Source organism: Treponema sp. HNW, assembly GCF_050320395.1.
Classification (GTDB): Bacteria; Spirochaetota; Spirochaetia; order Treponematales; family Treponemataceae; genus Treponema_C.
Genome location: NZ_CP144459.1, coordinates 806,190 through 823,151 on the forward strand (window position 1 = coordinate 806,190; position 16,962 = coordinate 823,151).

20 protein-coding genes are annotated in these 16,962 nt (G+C 46.4%); 8 read left to right on the forward strand and 12 right to left on the reverse strand.

From position 1 onward, the window contains the following. Positions 1–52 precede the first annotated feature (52 nt). The gene (locus tag V1L52_RS03715; protein ID WP_428770961.1) at positions 53–559 is read left to right on the forward strand and encodes a GNAT family N-acetyltransferase; all 507 of its coding nucleotides are present in this window, start codon (positions 53–55) and stop codon (positions 557–559) included. Here the strand turns inward: V1L52_RS03715 and lptB are convergent. Genes lptB through V1L52_RS03735 form a run of 4 tightly spaced genes read right to left on the reverse strand, consistent with a single transcriptional unit; the run spans position 549 to position 4,256 of the window. Next, entirely contained in the window at positions 549–1,274 is a 726-nt protein-coding gene (gene lptB / locus V1L52_RS03720) for an LPS export ABC transporter ATP-binding protein (RefSeq protein ID WP_428770962.1), read from the reverse strand. The two genes, V1L52_RS03715 and lptB, sit on opposite strands and share 11 nt — an antisense overlap. A 1-nt stretch (position 1,275) precedes the next feature. Further along, complete coding sequence (locus tag V1L52_RS03725; protein WP_428770963.1) at positions 1,276–1,953, reverse strand: LptA/OstA family protein; 678 nt, start codon at positions 1,951–1,953, stop codon at positions 1,276–1,278. Beyond that, positions 1,922–2,629 carry an LPS export ABC transporter periplasmic protein LptC gene (lptC, locus tag V1L52_RS03730; RefSeq protein ID WP_428770964.1) on the reverse strand — a complete coding sequence of 236 codons (708 nt, stop codon included), beginning with the start codon at positions 2,627–2,629 and terminating at the stop codon, positions 1,922–1,924. The genes V1L52_RS03725 and lptC overlap by 32 nt, the downstream gene beginning before the upstream one ends. A 13-nt stretch (positions 2,630–2,642) precedes the next feature. Continuing rightward, positions 2,643–4,256: a CTP synthase gene (locus tag V1L52_RS03735; RefSeq protein ID WP_428770965.1), complete on the reverse strand. Its 1,614-nt coding sequence runs from the start codon at positions 4,254–4,256 to the stop codon at positions 2,643–2,645. Between the two features lie 88 nt (positions 4,257–4,344). On the opposite strand from V1L52_RS03735, the gene V1L52_RS03740 reads away from it, so the two are divergent. Beyond that, complete coding sequence (locus tag V1L52_RS03740; RefSeq protein WP_428770966.1) at positions 4,345–5,160, forward strand: CheR family methyltransferase; 816 nt, start codon at positions 4,345–4,347, stop codon at positions 5,158–5,160. Positions 5,161–5,176: 16 nt separating this feature from the next. Continuing rightward, complete coding sequence (locus V1L52_RS03745; protein ID WP_428770967.1) at positions 5,177–6,328, forward strand: protein-glutamate methylesterase/protein-glutamine glutaminase; 1,152 nt, start codon at positions 5,177–5,179, stop codon at positions 6,326–6,328. Between the two features lie 64 nt (positions 6,329–6,392). Here V1L52_RS03745 and V1L52_RS03750 read toward each other — a convergent pair whose 3' ends face one another. The 3 genes from V1L52_RS03750 to V1L52_RS03760 are packed head-to-tail and all read right to left on the reverse strand — an operon-like array spanning position 6,393 to position 8,441. Next, positions 6,393–6,812 (reverse strand): SoxR reducing system RseC family protein, encoded by a 420-nt coding sequence (locus V1L52_RS03750; protein WP_428770968.1) that lies wholly within the window; start codon positions 6,810–6,812, stop codon positions 6,393–6,395. Continuing rightward, positions 6,805–7,347 (reverse strand): tetratricopeptide repeat protein, encoded by a 543-nt coding sequence (locus V1L52_RS03755; RefSeq protein ID WP_428770969.1) that lies wholly within the window; start codon positions 7,345–7,347, stop codon positions 6,805–6,807. The genes V1L52_RS03750 and V1L52_RS03755 overlap by 8 nt, the downstream gene beginning before the upstream one ends. 44 nt (positions 7,348–7,391) lie before the next feature. Continuing rightward, a complete protein-coding gene (locus tag V1L52_RS03760; protein ID WP_428770970.1) occupies positions 7,392–8,441 on the reverse strand; it encodes an FPP/GGPP synthase family protein in 1,050 nt (349 codons plus the stop codon). 90 nt (positions 8,442–8,531) lie between these two features. Between V1L52_RS03760 and V1L52_RS03765 the strand changes: the two genes are divergently transcribed. Together V1L52_RS03765 and V1L52_RS03770 are read left to right on the forward strand one after the other, a co-directional pair. Beyond that, complete coding sequence (locus V1L52_RS03765; protein ID WP_428770971.1) at positions 8,532–9,140, forward strand: SAM-dependent methyltransferase; 609 nt, start codon at positions 8,532–8,534, stop codon at positions 9,138–9,140. Then, positions 9,137–10,252: a peptidoglycan DD-metalloendopeptidase family protein gene (locus V1L52_RS03770; protein WP_428770972.1), complete on the forward strand. Its 1,116-nt coding sequence runs from the start codon at positions 9,137–9,139 to the stop codon at positions 10,250–10,252. Before V1L52_RS03765 ends, V1L52_RS03770 begins: the two co-directional genes overlap by 4 nt. Positions 10,253–10,369: 117 nt before the next feature. Here V1L52_RS03770 and V1L52_RS03775 read toward each other — a convergent pair whose 3' ends face one another. From V1L52_RS03775 to V1L52_RS03790, 4 genes are all read right to left on the reverse strand, one after another. After that, a complete protein-coding gene (locus tag V1L52_RS03775) occupies positions 10,370–10,846 on the reverse strand; it encodes a hypothetical protein (RefSeq protein WP_428770973.1) in 477 nt (158 codons plus the stop codon). A 13-nt stretch (positions 10,847–10,859) separates the two neighbouring features. Further along, positions 10,860–11,441, reverse strand: coding sequence for an RNA polymerase sigma factor (locus tag V1L52_RS03780; RefSeq protein ID WP_428770974.1), 582 nt, complete (start codon positions 11,439–11,441; stop codon positions 10,860–10,862). 51 nt (positions 11,442–11,492) lie between these two features. Further along, the gene (locus tag V1L52_RS03785) at positions 11,493–11,828 is read right to left on the reverse strand and encodes a hypothetical protein (RefSeq protein WP_428770975.1); all 336 of its coding nucleotides are present in this window, start codon (positions 11,826–11,828) and stop codon (positions 11,493–11,495) included. Between the two features lie 63 nt (positions 11,829–11,891). Then, the gene (locus V1L52_RS03790; RefSeq protein ID WP_428770976.1) at positions 11,892–12,362 is read right to left on the reverse strand and encodes a hypothetical protein; all 471 of its coding nucleotides are present in this window, start codon (positions 12,360–12,362) and stop codon (positions 11,892–11,894) included. Between the two features lie 144 nt (positions 12,363–12,506). Between V1L52_RS03790 and V1L52_RS03795 the strand changes: the two genes are divergently transcribed. From V1L52_RS03795 to V1L52_RS03805, 3 genes are read left to right on the forward strand one after another with little or no spacing between them, the layout of a single operon-like run. Next, positions 12,507–14,795, forward strand: a complete 2,289-nt coding sequence (locus V1L52_RS03795; RefSeq protein WP_428770977.1) for a hypothetical protein — start codon at positions 12,507–12,509, stop codon at positions 14,793–14,795. A gap of 18 nt (positions 14,796–14,813) precedes the next feature. Continuing rightward, a complete protein-coding gene (locus V1L52_RS03800; RefSeq protein WP_428770978.1) occupies positions 14,814–15,218 on the forward strand; it encodes an acyl-CoA thioesterase in 405 nt (134 codons plus the stop codon). Between the two features lie 39 nt (positions 15,219–15,257). Beyond that, on the forward strand, positions 15,258–15,650 hold the full coding sequence (locus V1L52_RS03805; protein ID WP_428770979.1) for a DUF1622 domain-containing protein: 393 nt from the start codon (positions 15,258–15,260) through the stop codon (positions 15,648–15,650). A gap of 74 nt (positions 15,651–15,724) precedes the next feature. Here V1L52_RS03805 and V1L52_RS03810 read toward each other — a convergent pair whose 3' ends face one another. Further along, positions 15,725–16,849, reverse strand: a complete 1,125-nt coding sequence (locus V1L52_RS03810; RefSeq protein WP_428770980.1) for a hypothetical protein — start codon at positions 16,847–16,849, stop codon at positions 15,725–15,727. Positions 16,850–16,962 lie beyond the last annotated feature (113 nt).

Here is a 16,962-nt window from a genome sequence, read left to right on the forward strand (position 1 = left end):
AGCTAAGCTGTAAGCTTGTGTGCTTTGTCAAAACGGGGTTTGCATAAGCGGGATGTATATACGTAAAACCGAAGCGGCGGATATACCGGCAGTTCTCAGCATTTATAAAAACGCACGCTCTTTTATGCGCCGAAACGGGAACGGTACTCAATGGTCCGAAGACTATCCCGGTGAGGTTTCATTAAGGGCCGACATGGAAAAAAAATGTTCGTATGTGTGCTGTACGGATAAGAGTGAGGTATGCGCGTCCTTTTATTTTGCACGGGAAATCGAACCGTCCTACGCTTTTATTCGGGGCGCATGGCTGAACGATGAGCCTTACGGCCTTGTTCACCGCATTGCCTGTTGTGAATCGGGCAGGGGAATCGGAAGCTTTTGTCTTCAGTACTGTTTATCGGAAGCGGAAAATATACGCATAGATACGCATAAAGATAACCTTCCTATGCGCTCTCTTTTGAAAAAACTGAACTTTGTCTATTGCGGCATTGTTTTGCTTAGTGACGGAAGCGAACGGCTTGCTTTTCAAAAGCGACTTTTCAAAAAAGCCGTTACATCTTAAACTCTTCGCCCAAATAGATTTTTCGGGCAAGAGGTGAGGCAAGGATTTCTTCCGGTACACCCTGTACGACGATTTGTCCGCTGCTTATAATGATTGAACGGTCGGTAATTTCGAGGGTATCGCGCACATTGTGGTCGGTTATAAGAACGCCGATACCGCGGTCTGCCAAGAGGCGAACCGTAGCTTTAATATCGGCTACGGCAATGGGGTCGATACCCGCAAAGGGTTCGTCCAAAAGCAGAATTTCCGGATTGTTTGCCAGGGCGCGCGCTATTTCCGTTCTGCGCCTTTCTCCTCCCGAGAGGGTAAAGGCTTCCTGTTTGCGTATCCGGGTAATTGAAAACTCGTCAAGTAATTCTTCAAGCAGGGTACGCTTTCGGGCTTCCGATAAATCCTGCCTGGTTTCTATAATTGCCCATATGTTTTCTTCAACCGTGAGTTTTCTGAATACCGAGGTTTCCTGCGGTAAATACGAAATGCCCAGCCGTGCCCGTTTATACATCGGAAGCCGGGTAATGCGCTTGCCGTTTAAAAAGACTTCACCGTCCGAGGGGCGGTAAAAGCCGACAATCATATAAAAGGTGGTTGTTTTTCCCGCACCGTTCGGGCCGAGCAATCCGAGGACTTCTCCGCTGTGCATGGAAAAGTCTATACCGCGTACAACCGTTTTTTTCCCGAAACTTTTATATAAGCCGGTTACCGCCAGTGTACTCATCTTAATCTTTCTCCGTTTTTTTTGTATCGGTAACGCTGCCGCTTACCTTTCCGTCCAATACTATTTCTTTTGTATCCAAATTAAATACGATTTCCTGAGCGCGGAATACATTGCTTCCTTCAACTATCTTGGGGGCACCGTTTAATTCCAAAATTCTTTGTTTTTTGCGGTACACCGCAAAGGCTGCGGTACATACGGCATCTTCCTGTTTGATTTCCGTATTGATTTGAATAAAAGCCGTTTCGTTTTTTTTGTTGTACTCAATATATTCCGCCTTTGCTTCCACCTTGTTTTCGGTATCGTCCATAAATACGGAGCCTTCCAGAACCGTAATTCCGGTTTCCCTGTCATGGCGTAACGAATTGCATGTAAAACCGAAGCCTCCGTCGCTATACACCCCCTTTACGGAGCCCAGAGCCTTTATTTTGCGGTATTCGGTTCCGCTCAGTTCTATGGAGTCGGCGTTCAGTTCCATCGTATTTGTTTTTATTGCGGCATTCCCTTTCAGCAGGGTATATTCGCTGTTTTCCTTTGTGGTTCCGCTCATCGAATCCGCCGAAAAGGTGATTGTATTGCTTTCGGCATGGGCAAACAAAAGCGGAAAAATAATAAAAACCGCGCATAAAAAAAAGGCGGATAAAGGTCTTTTATTTACCGTCGGCAGGCAGTTCAAGCTCATTGGTTACTCCGTTTTCATCCGTTAAAGCCGGTTCCGTTGGCTCTTTGTCTTCTGTCCCGGCTTCGGTATGTTCATCGCTTTGTTTCTCCGGCTCTTCCGTTTCCGCTTCGTACAGAGAACCCCTTATATTTCCGGCAAAGGCATAAGACAGGTCTTTTTTTCGGGCGCTAAAGCCGGTACCCTCGGTTTCCAATAGGGTGCCGGTTTCCGTTTCCACAGCTATGCGTACCCTGTCCCGTTTTCCGCTGTCCAGAATTTCGCTCTTTCCGTTCCAGCGTAAATTTTCAGCCGAAATACGGGCGCGGTGCTCCCGGCTGTGAATCCGTATGCGGGAAAAAAGATAATACATTTCGGCTTCTTTATCGGCGGCAAGCAATGCGCACGAACCTTCCACCGATGTATTTCCCCGCTCATCGTACAAGATAAAGTGTACATCTTCTCCGTACATGGCGTTTATGCCCGAATACTGTTCAAGCTTGGCTGCGGACGTTTCTATCTTTGCCGTATTACGGTCTACACGCGTAAAATGTACATTGTGAAAGATAAATTCGGGGCTTTGTACCTGCGCTTGGCTGGTTGTTTCGTAATCCAGCGAGCAGGAACTGAGCATACATGCACAAAGCAAAAGCCGGACAACCGTATAAAGTGCGGTTTTAGTCCCATGCAGGTTGTTCATCGCCCCTCCGTCCTTATTGTGCGCTTTTTGCTGCCTTAAACGAGGCCCCGATAAAGGCTGCAAAAACCGGATGCGGATTTGCCGGCCTTGATATAAATTCGGGATGAAATTGCACTCCGATACCCCAAGGGTGATTTTTCCATTCAAAGGCTTCAGCCTGTCCGTCCGCAGCCGAATAGGAACTGATAATTAAACCCGTAGATTCCATATCGGCCGTATAGGAGCGGTCAAAGGTATATTTGCCTCTCTGGCGTTCGGTTATAAGCGTACTGCCGTAAATGCGGGCCAGTTTTGAATCGGGGGCAAGCCTGATTGCACCGTTCCCCAATCGCATAAGGCCTGCGGCGGTTAAACCCGCCTGTTCTTCCGGAAGGCTGATAACCGGATAGCTTGAGTTTTGCATAAACTCCGTTGAGTCTGCATCTTCGCGGCCTAAAAGCGAGCGGGCGGTTTCTATGGCCATGAGCTGCATACCCAATCCGATTCCCAAAAAGGGCACGGCGTTTTCCCGTGCATAGCGGACGGCCTGCAAAAGTCCTAAAAAGCCGCGCTGACCGTAGTTGTCGGGAACGATGATTCCGTCTATCCCCTTAAAAAACGGCTCAATATCGGAAGCGCTCTCTATGGATTCGGCATCTATTTTCCGTATAACCAGTTCCAGTCCGTGTGCCGTTACGGCGGCATGAAACAGGGATTCGCGTACCGATTTATAACAATCGTCAAAGGGTGTTTTTCTGCCCAACAATCCTATACATACACGGCCTTTCGGATGATTTAATTTGTGTATAAAATTGGACCACGCGCTTACATCGGCTCTGCGTCCCTTCCAGCCGAGCTTTGATAAAATAACCGTATCCAAGCCCTGCAGGCGAAAGGCAATCGGCAATTCATAGATTGTTTTTTCAACATCGATTGAAGTAAAAACCGATTCTTTTTCCACGTTGCAAAATGAAGCTATTTTTTTGCGCATATCGTCTTCCAGAGTAACTTCCGTACGGCACAAGAGGATATCGGGCTGAATACCCAATTCCTGCATTTTTTTTACCGAGTGCTGGGTCGGCTTTGTCTTTAATTCTCCGCCGGTTATAATCGGCACGAGGGTTAAGTGAATCGCAAGAGCATTGCCCCGTCCCTGCTCGCGGATAAGCTGGCGCGACGCTTCCAAAAAAGGAATGGATTCTATATCGCCGACCGTTCCGCCTATTTCGATAATCACCGCATCGGCGCCGCTTTTTGCGCCGAGGGTTAAAATCCTCCGCTTGATTTCGTCGGTTATATGAGGAATAACCTGCACCGCCCGCCCGTTATAGCGGCCGCTGCGTTCGTTTTTTATAACTTCTTCGTATATTTTTCCCGTTGTAAGCGAATTTAATGCGCTTAATTCAATGTTTACAAAACGGGCATAGTTTCCCAAATTCAAATCGGTTTCCGCGCCGTCGGCGGTTACGTATACTTCACCGTGCTGATACGGATTCATATTGCCGGCGTCAACATTTATATACGGATCGCATTTCATCATAGCGACCTTTAAGCCGCTGCTTTCCAGGAGGCTGCCGATTGAAGCTGCCGCCACTCCCTTCCCGAGACTCGAACATACACCGCCTGTTACAAAAATATATTTACTCATTCCGTAATTTTCACATCTCCGCTGTTTTTTGTCAACTATTTATAATCACCCATTTACTTTTTTTCGCTTATGGATTATACTCTACGCTATGGTTGACTTGCTGACAGATGCCCAGTTCGATATGTTTCGCAAAACAATATACGACGAAAGCGGCATAACTTTTTCCGCGGCAAATCGTTCCATTTTGGACAGCCGTTTAAAAGAACGTTTGCGTGAAAAACAACTGGAAAATGTTGAAGAGTACTATAAAATGATTCTCTCGGATAAAGAAGAGATGAAAACTTTTTTAGACTCCGTGACCACGAATCTTACCCGGTTTTTCAGAAACCAGCCCCATTTTGATGCTTTGACGAATTACGTTGTACCTAAGGTCCTTGAATTAAAAAAACAAAACGGACAGCGGGTTATAAAGGTATGGAGTGCGGGCTGTTCAAGCGGCGAAGAACCCTATACTATTGCGATGATTTTACAATCGATACTGCCTGCCGGCATGGATTTTGAAATTACCGCATCGGATATTTCCTTAAAGTCTCTTATGGTCGGCAAGCAGGGCTTTTATGCCGATAACCGCATTACCGGTATTCCTCCGGATTATTTACAGCGCTTTTTTACAAAGGCGGACGGCGGCTATCAGGTTAAAGAAGATTTAAAATCAAAGATAGAATTCGACTATCATAATTTGCAGCATGATTCCGGTTTGCGTAATGTCGATATTTTATTTTGCAGAAACGTTCTTATTTATTTTGATGAAGCCGCTCAGCTTGTTGCTATAAACCGTTTTTGGGATTCAATGGCGGCAAAATCCTACCTCTTTATCGGACATTCCGAGTCTTTGTTCGGAATGGATACGAAATTCGAATTCCTGAAAACCGACTGGGCCTGTTTGTATCAAAAAAATACCTAAATAAAGTGAGTGATTTATGGACACTATTAATGTTTTAATCGTAGACGATTCCGCTTTGATGCGAAACCTTGTTTCAAGAATGGTGGAAAACGTTCCCGGGATAACCGTCGCTGCAAAGGCCATGAACGGACAAATGGCTCTTGAAAAACTTGAAAGTATAAAGGTTGATATAATAATTCTCGACCTTGAAATGCCCGTTATGACCGGCCTCGAGTTTATGCGGGAGCGTAAAAAGCGCGGCTTGGATATACCCGTTATTATTTTGTCGAGTATTGCTCACCGCGGCGCCGCCGTTACGATGGAGTGTCTTGAACTGGGAGCAAGCGACTTTTTATTAAAGCCTTCAAACGTCGGTTCCGAGGATGTAGGCAAGGTCGCCGACCGCATTGTGCAAATGGTACAAAGCTACGGCGGAGCCTATGCCCGCAAACAGGGTAAAAAAATCCCTCTTTTCGCTTCGACTTCACGCGAAGAGCGCCCCGCCCCTGCCGCCGAAGGTGCCGCGCCTTCGGCCCCGAAGCCCGTTACAAGTGCTTTTACGGTACCCGCTTCGGCTAAATCCGGCCCGATTCAAGCGGTAAGAGAAAGCGGCCCCATAGAAATTATCGTATTCGGCATTTCGACCGGCGGCCCGAATGCATTGCGCGAAGTATTTGCGGGTTTGTCGCCCGATATTAAAAAGCCGATGGTGGTTGTTCAGCACATGCCGGCAGGCTTTACCGCCGAATTTGCCGCCAGCTTAAACAATATTTGTCCCTTGGAAGTAAAAGAAGCGGCCGAAGGCGATTTGCTTAAGCCGGGCCGTATTCTTATTGCTCCCGGCGGTTACCATGTTGTCGTTGAAAAACGCTCTCTTGCTTCGATTGTACACTTAAATCAGGAGCCTCCGCGCAACGGACACCGTCCGTCCGCAGACGTTCTTTTTGAATCGGTTGTAAAAGAATATCAGGCAAACGCATTGGGCGTTATTATGACCGGTATGGGAAAAGACGGGGCTGCAGAACTTGCCGAAATGCGCCGTCAGGGTGCGCGTACCTTGGGCCAGGATGCCGATTCCTGTATCGTATACGGTATGCCCCGTGCCGCATTTGAAATGGGAGCCGTACAAAAGCAGGTTCCTTTGAACAAAATGGCCGAAGCCATTAACGAGCTTGCTTTAAAATACTGATACCTGCGGACTTTTATAGACATAAGAGAGGCTGCCGTAAAATCCCGTATGTTCGGCAGCTTTTTTATTCTTCAATGCCGATTATTTCACCGCAGGCAGGCCGCATTTTTTTACTGATTAGGCCTATCACGGCTGCGGGAATAAAGATACCCGCCAAAACACCTGCAGCCTGTACCCATTCATGAGGGACGTCCTTCATGTGGAGGGCGGCATATTTGTTTGCCGAAAACCAGCCGATTACGGCGCAGATTATCGGTATGCATAAAGCAACAAGGGCTTGCAGGGCCTGTTTTCCCTTATGTGCCCTTATGTACACCTTCATTCCCGGTTCCAGGGCAAAGGCTGCCGGATTTATGACCGTAAAGGGACTCCCGCGTTTCGCACAGGAGCCTTCGGTGCAGTTTATGCATGCGTTCTTTATAAGCGGCAGTACCAATACGCTGCCGTCCTTATATACCGATAATACTTTTGCAGAATCATACATGTGTAGTGCTTCCTTTTTTCAATTCATTGAGTAAGCGTGCGCATTCGCGTTCTCCGGGCTTGTTTCCCAATTCGGCATAGGTGTCGCGCAAATTAAAGAGAGCGTCGTAATAATGCGGGTTTAAACTGAGGGCCTTTTCAAAGGCGGCCCCTGCCGACTCATAGGCTTTTGCCGTAAAATGCAGTACGCCTAAATTATTCCAGAGGCGGGGATTGTTTTCATTCATATCGAGGCCGATGGAGCAGTACTCAAAGGCTTCATCCGTTTCCCCGAGCGCAAGGCATACGAGCGAAAGTCCTTCCAAAACTTCCTGGTCTTCATAGCCGGGGTCCAGTTCGTAAGCGGTAATCAGCGCCTGCTTTGCCGCATGTAAATCGCCGGAATCGCGGTAGGTTATGCCGAGGTTGTACCACAACAGATAATTCGATTTTTCGATATAGATAGCACGTTTAAGGCAGGCGATCGCTTCGGCATAGCTTCCGCGCGATGCAAGTTCGATAGCGTGAGTATTCAGTGTTTCAGGACTTTCAAACATACCGCCTCCTCTTCAATTGTACGATATAAAGGGCAAAGGGGCAATTACATTGCCGAAAAAAGTTCGCCAATGAGTGAAGCTCCTTCGGTGCCGGGGTAGAGTTTTTCAATTGTTTTGCACGCATCCGAGATAAGCGTTTTACTTTTTTCGGATGCTTTTTGCAAGGCTGTTCCCGTATGTATAAGGGTTATTGCTTTTTCTACGGCCGCAGATTCTATGCCCTCTTCGGCGGCCTGCTTAAAACAGGCGGCAAGTTTTTCAAAGTCTTCAGGATGTTCTTCAAGGTGATAGAGGACCGGAAGGCTTTTTTTGCCTTCAACTATATCGTCTCCGCGTTTTTTTCCGACATTGCCGCTTGTAAGGTTTATAATATCGTCGCGTATTTGAAAACCGACCCCGATTGCCGCCGCCGCCTCTGCGGTTTTATCCGCCTGTTGCGAAGAACCTCCGCCGAGCAGGATGCCGCAGCGGGCCGAAAGAGAGGCGAGAGTGCCGGTTTTAAGGGCCGTCATTGCAAGGTATTCTTTTGTTGACGGCAGTTTTCCGTTATCTTTATGCCAGCAAATATCCATAGCCTGACCTAAATGCAGGCGGCGGAGTTCCATAGCGAAGGTATCGTATAAAACCGCTTTTAAAGAGGGTTCAAAGTCCTGTAAGCAGGCGGCTGCCTGAAAATAGAGCCATGAACCGGCATTTAAAGCGGTATCTATGCCCCGGCTTATGTGTACGGCCGGTTTTCCCCTTCTCATATCCGCCCCGTCTTCTATATCGTCGTGGATGAGACTGGCCGTGTGTACGAATTCAATCAGCGGTGTTACCCTGTAGGTGCGTGCTGTCAATTCCTCCCTGTTTGCGTCATGGGTGCTTACGGCTTCGGCGCATAAAACCGCAAATAAGGGTCTCCAGCGTTTTCCTCCCGAAGAAACCAGTATGTTACAGGGTTCGACCAGCTCCGCTATATGATGTGTATCGACTGCGGCATCGGTTTTACCGAAGGAATGAGCGCGCCAAAGCCCGTCATAGGGGCTTTCCGGTAAATTTGAGCGCAATACCGCTTCAATTTTTTCAAGTCTTGATGTAAAATGAGAATTCATGGTATTGATTATAGCGGATTCTTCCGATAAAGAAAATAGGGAACCTCTAAAAACTTCTGTTTTTAGAGGTTCCCTCTATCCGGAGTGTAAATGTCTGTAAACTCATATGAAAAACCCGATTTTTGGTCGAAAAAAGCTTTCTCCGAAGGTTATCCTGCGCGTTCGGTGTATAAGTTGAAGGAAATAAACGAAAAATACAATCTGTTTACTAAAAACGCCCATGTCCTCGATTTGGGTTCCGCCCCCGGAAGCTGGAGCGTTTTTATTTTGCGGACCCTGGGTGAAACGGGAAAGCTTGTTTCGGCCGATTTAAAACCGCTTGCAAAAAACGTTAAGGGGAATAATTTGGTGTTTTTTCAGGGTGATTTGTACGATGAAAGCCTGCGCGAGCGTATCCGTTTGCAGGGACCCTACGATGCCGTTGTCTGCGATGCGGCCCCTCCGACAACGGGAAACCGTTTAATCGATACTTCGCGTTCGGCCGATTTGGTCGATTTGGCTTTTGACTATGCAAAGACCATGCTTAAAGCGGGCGGCAATTTTGCCGTAAAAATATTTCAAGGCTCCGATACCCGTGCTTTAACGGCAAATATGAAGGATTTGTTTGAAGTTTCACGAAGTTTTAAACCCGCCGCATGCCGCTCGGAATCTTTTGAAACCTATTTAATCGGTATGCAAAAAAAGGACGGCTGCATATGAATGAAGGCGTAAAAAGAGCCTTTTCTTCCGGTATGCGCTCCGTGCGCCGCTTTTTTATTTTGCATCCGTTCATCCTGCTTGCGGCCGAACTTATTGTGTTAATTGCCCTGGGTGCCGGTATTTTCTTTTTTGCGGGGAAAAAATCCGTACCGCAAAATACCGAACTTCCGGAAAACCTTTTGGGAAAAGAATTGTGTATTCCCGATTTTGCGGTGCAAACAGAACCTTCCGATGCGGGCCTTCCCGTGAATGAACTTTTTGCGGGACAGGGCGGCTACGATTCGTTTTTTTCGGAGTACCGTTTTTCGGAAACCGAGGCGGCTGTTCCTCCTCCTGCGGTCTGGGCACAGGCTTTGCAAAACGCCGCCCTGTATCCCGAGCTTACCTATACGGCTTACCGTATCCGCCGCGGAGATATGATAAGCGTTATTGCAGAGCGTTTCGGCGTTTCTCAGGATACTTTAATAAGCGTAAACAATATACGGCAAACGAGGCGCATTCAAATAGGGGAGTACCTGTGTGTTCCGTCCATGCCCGGCATTTTGTATACGACAAAAAAAGCCGGAGAAACGGCCGAAAGCATTGCCGCAGCCTATCAGGTGTCTGCAAAAAAAACGGCGGCCGTCAATCATCTGATAGAAGAAAATCCCCTGCCTGCCGGAACGACGGTTTTTGTGCCCGATGCCTTTTTGGATTGGGTAACACGGCAGGAGATAAACGGCGACTTATTCAAACGTCCTCTTCGAAGACGGTATTATATGAGTTCACGCTTCGGCTGGAGAACGAGTCCTTTTACCGGAAAGCGTTCTTTTCACAACGGAGTGGATATGGCCGCCGCCGCGTGGACACCCGTATATGCCGCTTTGGCCGGGAAAGTTACTTCGGCAGGATACGGTACTGTTTACGGCAATTATGTGATTGTTACGCATCATTCAGGCTATCGTACCCTCTACGGTCATATGGCGGGCATAAAGGTTAAAACGGGTCAATACGTCGATACAAAAAGCGTTTTAGGCTGGGTCGGCAACACGGGATTAAGTACGGGACCGCACCTGCATTTTTCCGTTTTTAAATACGGCTCTCCCGTAAATCCGGTGAGTTTGTGGAATTAAGGGTATGTAACGGCAAGGTGCGCAGAGAACGCAAAATTTTTAGGAAGGATCGCAATCAGCCGACACCTGATTTTTCCCTTGCGCTCTTCGCGGTGATTTAACCGTAGAGGGCGCTTTTTACACCGCTCGGATTGTCCGTATCTTTTTTATAAAAAAGTTCAAATTGCCGCCGACAAAAAATGCGCAATAGCCGCTTATAAAAAGTGCAAAGCACAAGTATAATAAAAGCTGCATTTTTTCGGCTCCGTCTATTGTGCTGAAAAGACCGAACAGTACTATTGCCGTTATAAGGATACAGCCTGCGCTTATCCAGCGTTTGAGGGAAATAGTGCGCGGGAAGTCTGCGCCGTCGTATGTGCGCAGGGGTTCCAGCCGCTCCATGATGCGCAAAATAACGGGGTCATCGGCCGCCCCTTCAAACAGTCTTTTTTTCGCCGCAGACCCGGCTGCCGCTTCGGCTGTCCGCAGTGTTTTGATAAGACTTCGGCATTTTTTACATCTTAGACAATGCAAGGCCGATAAAAACGGCAGCGCTTCGTATTTATCCGAAGCTAAAAAACGCTCGATAACGTCGCTACAAATATCGTTTTTCATAGTGCAGCCCTCCTTACGGCTGAATTACAGGTTCGAGTTTTTGCTTTAAAAGCTTTTTGGCTCTGAAGATATTCGACTTTACCGTATTAAGAGGCCATCCGGTTATGACGGCGATTTCGTTGTACGGAAAGTCATAAAAAAAATAAAGGTCCAAACAGACGGCAAAATTATAGGGCAGTGCCTGTACCGCTTCGCGTATGGCCTCGGCAAGTACCGTGCGTACCGCCTGTTCTTCCGGACCGTAATCCCTGTCGAAAAGCTCAATGCCTTCAATAAGCGGCAGATATTCTTTACGGCGGTTTACCGTGTTTACCGCCGTATTATAGGCTATACTCATAAGCCATGTTGAAAACCGGGATTGAAAACGAAAAGACTGCAAATTCGTATAGGCCTTTATAAATACGTCCTGAACAAAATCATCCGTGTCTGCGGTATTGCGGAAAAATCCGTATCCCAATACGCGTACTCTTTTTTCGTAAAGTATCACAAGGCTTTTAAAAGCGGCATGATTTCCCTTGCAAGCCTTCTTTATAAGAATAAAATCCCTCAGCCGCTCTTGCGGCCTTGCGTCCGGTTCGAGGCTTGCTTTTTTCATACGGATACGCCGCAAAAGAGGCGAAAAGCCGTACTGTAGGGCGTTTTCGGTTTAGGAATGTTTATAAACCTTGTAAAACACAACAAGACATATTCCTATAATAAACGGAACAAGGCCTCCCAATAGAGGGTAGGAAAACCCCTCTATGATCCATATTAAAACGGTTAATACGAGGCCGACCCCCGTGAGTAAAATACCCGTAAGCAGGGCAAAAAGCCCGACATTGAAGCGTACCGGCTTATAAGAACCCGACTTTATAAGCAGCTTTATTTGCATATGCCGCCATAAAAGATAAAAGAATATAACCGTCCCTCCTATAACGATGCCGACTATCGGAATCACGGAAACGATTATCTGGGCTGCAGGCACTGCGGTTATTTGATTCATACTGTCTCCCGTAATAATAAATCTGTGTACATTTTTGACACATTCGGCCGCTTATAGTTGCATTTATTCAAAAAAAATATACTCCGAAAAATACAGGTTTTCTATCTTTCCGAGTACGAGTTCCCGATTGATTAAATCGGTCAAATCGTTTTTGATTTTTTCTTCCCCCCTGCGTAACAGTTCGGCACGGGTATATTGTTCCGTATATTCGCCGATTATCAGCCGTATTTTGCGTACTTTTTGCGTCAATTCTTCGTAAAAGGCCCTGTCTTCGGCGCTGTAGCGAAAGTACGGGGTTATGACAAGGGGGACGGGCGGTGTATCGGAAGTGGAACAGCGGATTGTTCCTACATGAGAAAAAACGGCTTCACCCGGCTGTATTTTTTTTTCAAGAACTTCGGGTGAGGGATCTTTTTTACGTAAAGCGGTACCCGGCTCGGCTTTCCCGGAAACAAAGGCGATTGCCGTACCGAAAATCAGCACTGCGGCTGCAAAGAGGGCTGTAAAAAAGCATATGCGGCGGAACGTATCCATAACGGGAATTGTATACCCTTGTATCCATGTATGCAAGGGGACGATGCGTATCGCAGTCGGAAATATCTAAAGAATATATGAATTTATACCGATATATGCTATTGTACAGCTGTCTTTTTGTTGTATAATTGCTTGAGGTATAAGGTGCGTTCCGGTCAAAAGGTTGTAATCAGCTTATTAGGTTCAGTTCTCTTTTTTGCGGCATTTACGTTTGCATCCTTTTTCGGATTGTTTTCCGCGGTTGAAGCCCGATTTTACCGCCCCTCATTGGTTGCGGGTATTCAAAGCGGTTTGCACGATGTATCCGATGCCTTGGATTTGTATCTTGCTACTTTAAAAAACCGGTTTTATACTGATTTTGCGGAAAACGCTCACGTAAAACAAAGTTTTTCGTTTGAACAGTCCGCTCAGGATATACGGGGCCGCGAAGATGCGGCAGGAAACCTGTTTGCTTCGTCTCCCGCGTTAACCGGTATACGTATTATCGATTCGGACGGCAAAAAAATACATTACAGTACGCTTTTGTCCGATGTACTCAAAAAAAGCGATACGCTTATTTCCTACAGATTATATAAGGATGTCGCGGAGCTTCCGTATGAACGTATTGTAAGCGAAGAAGGAGAAACGGGCAAGCTGATTTTTGATCCGGAACGCGGCCACATTTTATTCAGTTTTCCTTTTTACGACTCATACTCGGCATACCGCGGTACAATCGTTTTTTATACGGCGGCCTCCGATTTTATCCGTGAATTGATACGGCTTAATGCTGCATCCATAACCGATTCCTTTATGTTTACGGGAACCGAAGATACACCGCTGTTTGTTCTTTCTTTTCCCCCGGCGGGCCGCGAAATTCTCCGAGACGTGTTAATCGGCAGGGCCCGGGAAAAAAACATCCTCCCGGCCGAAAAAATTGTCGAAACCGATGATTCTCATGACCGGCTGCTTTTTTCTCATTTAAGCGCCTCCGGAATCTATGTTGCGCGGATTTATGAAGAAGATTTATTTGTTCTTTCCGATACCCTGCGGCTTGTTTTACTCATAAGTGTTTTTATCACCTCTTTTTTAATTCTTTTTTTGGCTTTAAATATAAAACAGGATGATATGCTGATTATTCGGGATAAAATCCGCCGTTTTCAATTTGCCGTCATACATGACTATTTAAAGAGAAAAGAGGAAGTCGATTGGCAGGCCGTTTGTGCGGATATGAAGAGACGCAGACAGGAAATCAATATCGGCATAAAACAAAGCTTGGGGAAAAAAGGACGGCGTCATGTGCATGAAGTCGATTACCTTTTGGATAAAAGCTGGGACGAAATCATAGCCGTTTTACAAAATCAAAATATTTCCGCTGAAAAAAATAAGGCTCAGCCGGCTCTTGTGCAATTACAGGCTTTGATGGACGCTCTTGTAAGCCGGCCGGAATTGGCTGCGGCTTTGCGTTCTTCGCCTGCTTTACGGGACGTTTCAACCGAAGTACAGGGGCCCGCCGTACAAAGGGTGCCTCCGGTATCGGCGGAAACTGCAGTCCGTGGCGAGAGCGCGGAAGAAGTTGAAGAACTTGCCGAACTTGAAGATGCCGAAGCGGTTGAAGTTCTTGAAGAGGCCGAACGGGCTGATAGCGCGGAAGAAATTGAAGAACTTGCCGAACTTGAGGATGCCGAAGCGGTTGAAGTTCTTGAAGAGGCCGAACGGGCCGAGAGCGCGGAAGAAGTTGAAGAAGTTGCCGAACTTGGAGATGCCGAAGCGGTTGAAGTTCTTGAAGAGGCCGAACGGGCCGAGAGCGCGGAAGAAGTTGAAGAAGTTGCCGAACTTGAGGATGCCGAAGCTCTTGAAGTTCTTGAAGAGACTGAACGGGCCGAGCCTGTTGAAAGTGCTGAAAAAATTGAAATAATTGAGCGGGAAAATGCAAAAGCATTGGAGGAAGACGATCTTTTTTATGAAGAATTGAAAATAGGCGAGGGACGGCAAAAAGAAGAAAAAGCCGTTCAGAGTCTCTCATCCGATATTGACGATATTTTTTCAGGCGTTGAAATCGGCTTACCCGACTTTTCCGTTCTTGATGACATACCCGTATCCAAGGAAAAAACGGCAATATCGGAATCCGATATCGATGCCGTTCTTGCGGATATTGAAATGGGAATGCCGGATTTTTCCGCCCTTGATGAATTTACCGTGTCGTCTCAAGACGGCCAAATTGAAATAGAGGAGCCGAAGCTGATTGAAGCCGAAGAAATTCATTTGATTGCAAATACTCCCTTCAGCTTTACCCTCGGTAAATACGCTTCAATTCCCGAAACCGTTTCTACATTCAATGAGCCTATTTTGGAGAGGGACGGACTTTTTGTAATTTCGGCCGAAGCGGGAAGCGAAATAAAAGAAAGTACGCTTGATACGGATTTTCAAACCTTGGTAAAATCCGTATTAAAATAAAATGTGTGAGAGGCAATTATGACGCATACCGCGGAATTAGTCGTACGAAGTTATGAATGCGATTCATACAACCATGTGAACAATGCGGTGTATTTGAATTATCTCGAATTTGCGCGCATGGAATTTTTACATGCCTGCGATTTTGATTATAAGGGTATAGTTGAGGCGGGATATTATCTGTATGTAACGCATATAGATATTCACTACAAAGCATCGGCTCTCCTTGACGATAAACTTTTTATAGAAGTAAAACCGGTTAAATTAAAAAGTTTGTCGGGAGAGTTCAGTCAAAAGATTTATAAAGAAGACGGAACGGTTTGTGCCGAAGCGACTGTTACCTGGGCTTGCGTTTCATCGGAAACGGGCAAGCCTGCAAAACTGCCTGCGGAATTTTTTGTAGAAGGCTTGCAGCCTGAAAGCTGAGTGTTTGATACTTGTGCCCGTTACTGTTAAGGAGGTTTTATGTCCGTCTTTGAAAATGAAGGTGCGATTTTGCATATTCTCAAGCAGATTGAAATGGTTATTTCCGTTGTCAGTGTTTTGATTGTCGTTTACGGCACGGTTTCCGCTCTTTTTGCCCTGCTTAAAATCGAATCGCTTCGTCTCAAATCGAAATACAGCATACAGCAATTGCGCGTTATCCGGGCTGATTTGGGAACCTATTTGCTCTTGGCCCTTGAAGTTTTAATTGCAGCCGACATTATAAAATCGATTGTCGAACCCGATTTAATCGATTTAGGTATATTGGCAGGTATCGTTGCCATACGGACAGTGCTTTCGGTATTCTTAAATAAAGAAATTCAGGAAATCGATAAGGAACGTTCCGAAAAACCCGATATGTTTGCCGGGGTATAAAAAAGGGGCGGGGCCGGGTAGAGTCTTCTTTTCCGCAGTCCCGCCTTTAAAACAGCCCTTCTCCTAAAATCGTTTTAGAACTTAACCTTCCATGCGACAGGAATTTCCCATCCGAAGGACGAGTAGCCGTTTCTCCACCAAACCGGGGTTAAATGTACTCCTGCGGAAAACACATGTTTTTTATTGATGTTCCATACGACATACGGAGCGATATCCAGGCGGGCGCCCGCTTTTTGTGTATTACCCGGATCGTTTTTAACAAGGTCCGAGCCGATGCCGAGGCTTGCATTGATACCGCCGAGAATTTCTTTTGTAAAACTCATATATGCGTCTACGCTCAAATAACCTGCAGGAGCCCAATCCGTATCGGAGCGGAATGTTATAGCTCCTTCGGGCTTGATGCGGAATCCCTTGACTTCAAAGTCCAGTACGGCACCGATTGTCTGGGCTCCGTCTTTTACGGTTGTGGAAGTATCGGTGCGCATATTCCAATATGCACCGATTGTAAAACCTTTAACAGCCGTTGTGGAAGCTCCCAAATACAAATAATTTTCACCCGCATTAAAAGGTCCGTTGTACGCAAAACCTATGCTGAACTTATCGTTAATGTTACCCTTTATACCCAAGCCGGCATTGAAGTTGTTGACATCGTGCAGCACGGGAAGGGAAAACCCTGCTTCAAGGAATTTTTCGTATGTATAGCGGACTGCAAAGGCTTTTTGCGCATAGTGATTTATAACCCGGAAGCCTCCGAGCGGATAATCCGGATCGCCTGAAAAAGAAATTCCGTTATCCGTATTAATGCCGCCGTAATAGGCTCTGTTATACGCACTCCATCGGGGGCCTGATGAGGGGCCGGGGCCTACCGTCCAGTTCAGATTGGTACCCAAGCCTATATCGAGCTCTTTCATAGGTTGTATAACCACATTTACATTGGTATCGATGAACTCTGTTTTAATGCCGCGCGAAGAAGGCTGCAGCCTCCATGCGATATCTCCTGCAAAGATAAGTTTCCCGACGGTTATATTCCCCGTAAAATAATCGGTAAAGCCGAAAAACCGAATCTTGGGATTCTTTTCGGCCGGGGGTTGACCGAAAGAAGCATGCACCGTATTTGAAAATCCGGGGGCTTGAGCCTGTGCGCTTAACAGTACGGCGGCGCCAATTAAAAGCATGCACAGCAGTGTAATTTTTTTCATATATCCTCCATTTCTAAAAACAAGTAAGTTCCGATTAAAATCTGTGATTATATCGGGCCGATGCCGATAAGTATACCGTATTTTTATATAAAATGAAAGTGTCTATTTTCAGT

Coding starts and splice junctions, on each gene's coding strand:
- V1L52_RS03750 (WP_428770968.1), bottom strand. CDS start 6,812: ATGTATGATTCTGCAAAAGTATTATCGGTATATAAGGACGGCAGCGTA.
- lptC (WP_428770964.1), bottom strand. CDS start 2,629: ATGAACAACCTGCATGGGACTAAAACCGCACTTTATACGGTTGTCCGG.
- V1L52_RS03765 (WP_428770971.1), top strand. CDS start 8,532: ATGTCTGTAAACTCATATGAAAAACCCGATTTTTGGTCGAAAAAAGCT.
- V1L52_RS03780 (WP_428770974.1), bottom strand. CDS start 11,441: ATGAAAAAAGCAAGCCTCGAACCGGACGCAAGGCCGCAAGAGCGGCTG.
- V1L52_RS03725 (WP_428770963.1), bottom strand. CDS start 1,953: ATGAGCTTGAACTGCCTGCCGACGGTAAATAAAAGACCTTTATCCGCC.
- V1L52_RS03760 (WP_428770970.1), bottom strand. CDS start 8,441: ATGAATTCTCATTTTACATCAAGACTTGAAAAAATTGAAGCGGTATTG.
- V1L52_RS03810 (WP_428770980.1), bottom strand. CDS start 16,849: ATGAAAAAAATTACACTGCTGTGCATGCTTTTAATTGGCGCCGCCGTA.
- lptB (WP_428770962.1), bottom strand. CDS start 1,274: ATGAGTACACTGGCGGTAACCGGCTTATATAAAAGTTTCGGGAAAAAA.
- V1L52_RS03715 (WP_428770961.1), top strand. CDS start 53: ATGTATATACGTAAAACCGAAGCGGCGGATATACCGGCAGTTCTCAGC.
- V1L52_RS03800 (WP_428770978.1), top strand. CDS start 14,814: ATGACGCATACCGCGGAATTAGTCGTACGAAGTTATGAATGCGATTCA.
- V1L52_RS03745 (WP_428770967.1), top strand. CDS start 5,177: ATGGACACTATTAATGTTTTAATCGTAGACGATTCCGCTTTGATGCGA.
- V1L52_RS03790 (WP_428770976.1), bottom strand. CDS start 12,362: ATGGATACGTTCCGCCGCATATGCTTTTTTACAGCCCTCTTTGCAGCC.
- V1L52_RS03805 (WP_428770979.1), top strand. CDS start 15,258: ATGTCCGTCTTTGAAAATGAAGGTGCGATTTTGCATATTCTCAAGCAG.
- V1L52_RS03735 (WP_428770965.1), bottom strand. CDS start 4,256: ATGAGTAAATATATTTTTGTAACAGGCGGTGTATGTTCGAGTCTCGGG.
- V1L52_RS03785 (WP_428770975.1), bottom strand. CDS start 11,828: ATGAATCAAATAACCGCAGTGCCTGCAGCCCAGATAATCGTTTCCGTG.
- V1L52_RS03755 (WP_428770969.1), bottom strand. CDS start 7,347: ATGTTTGAAAGTCCTGAAACACTGAATACTCACGCTATCGAACTTGCA.
- V1L52_RS03740 (WP_428770966.1), top strand. CDS start 4,345: ATGGTTGACTTGCTGACAGATGCCCAGTTCGATATGTTTCGCAAAACA.
- V1L52_RS03770 (WP_428770972.1), top strand. CDS start 9,137: ATGAATGAAGGCGTAAAAAGAGCCTTTTCTTCCGGTATGCGCTCCGTG.
- V1L52_RS03775 (WP_428770973.1), bottom strand. CDS start 10,846: ATGAAAAACGATATTTGTAGCGACGTTATCGAGCGTTTTTTAGCTTCG.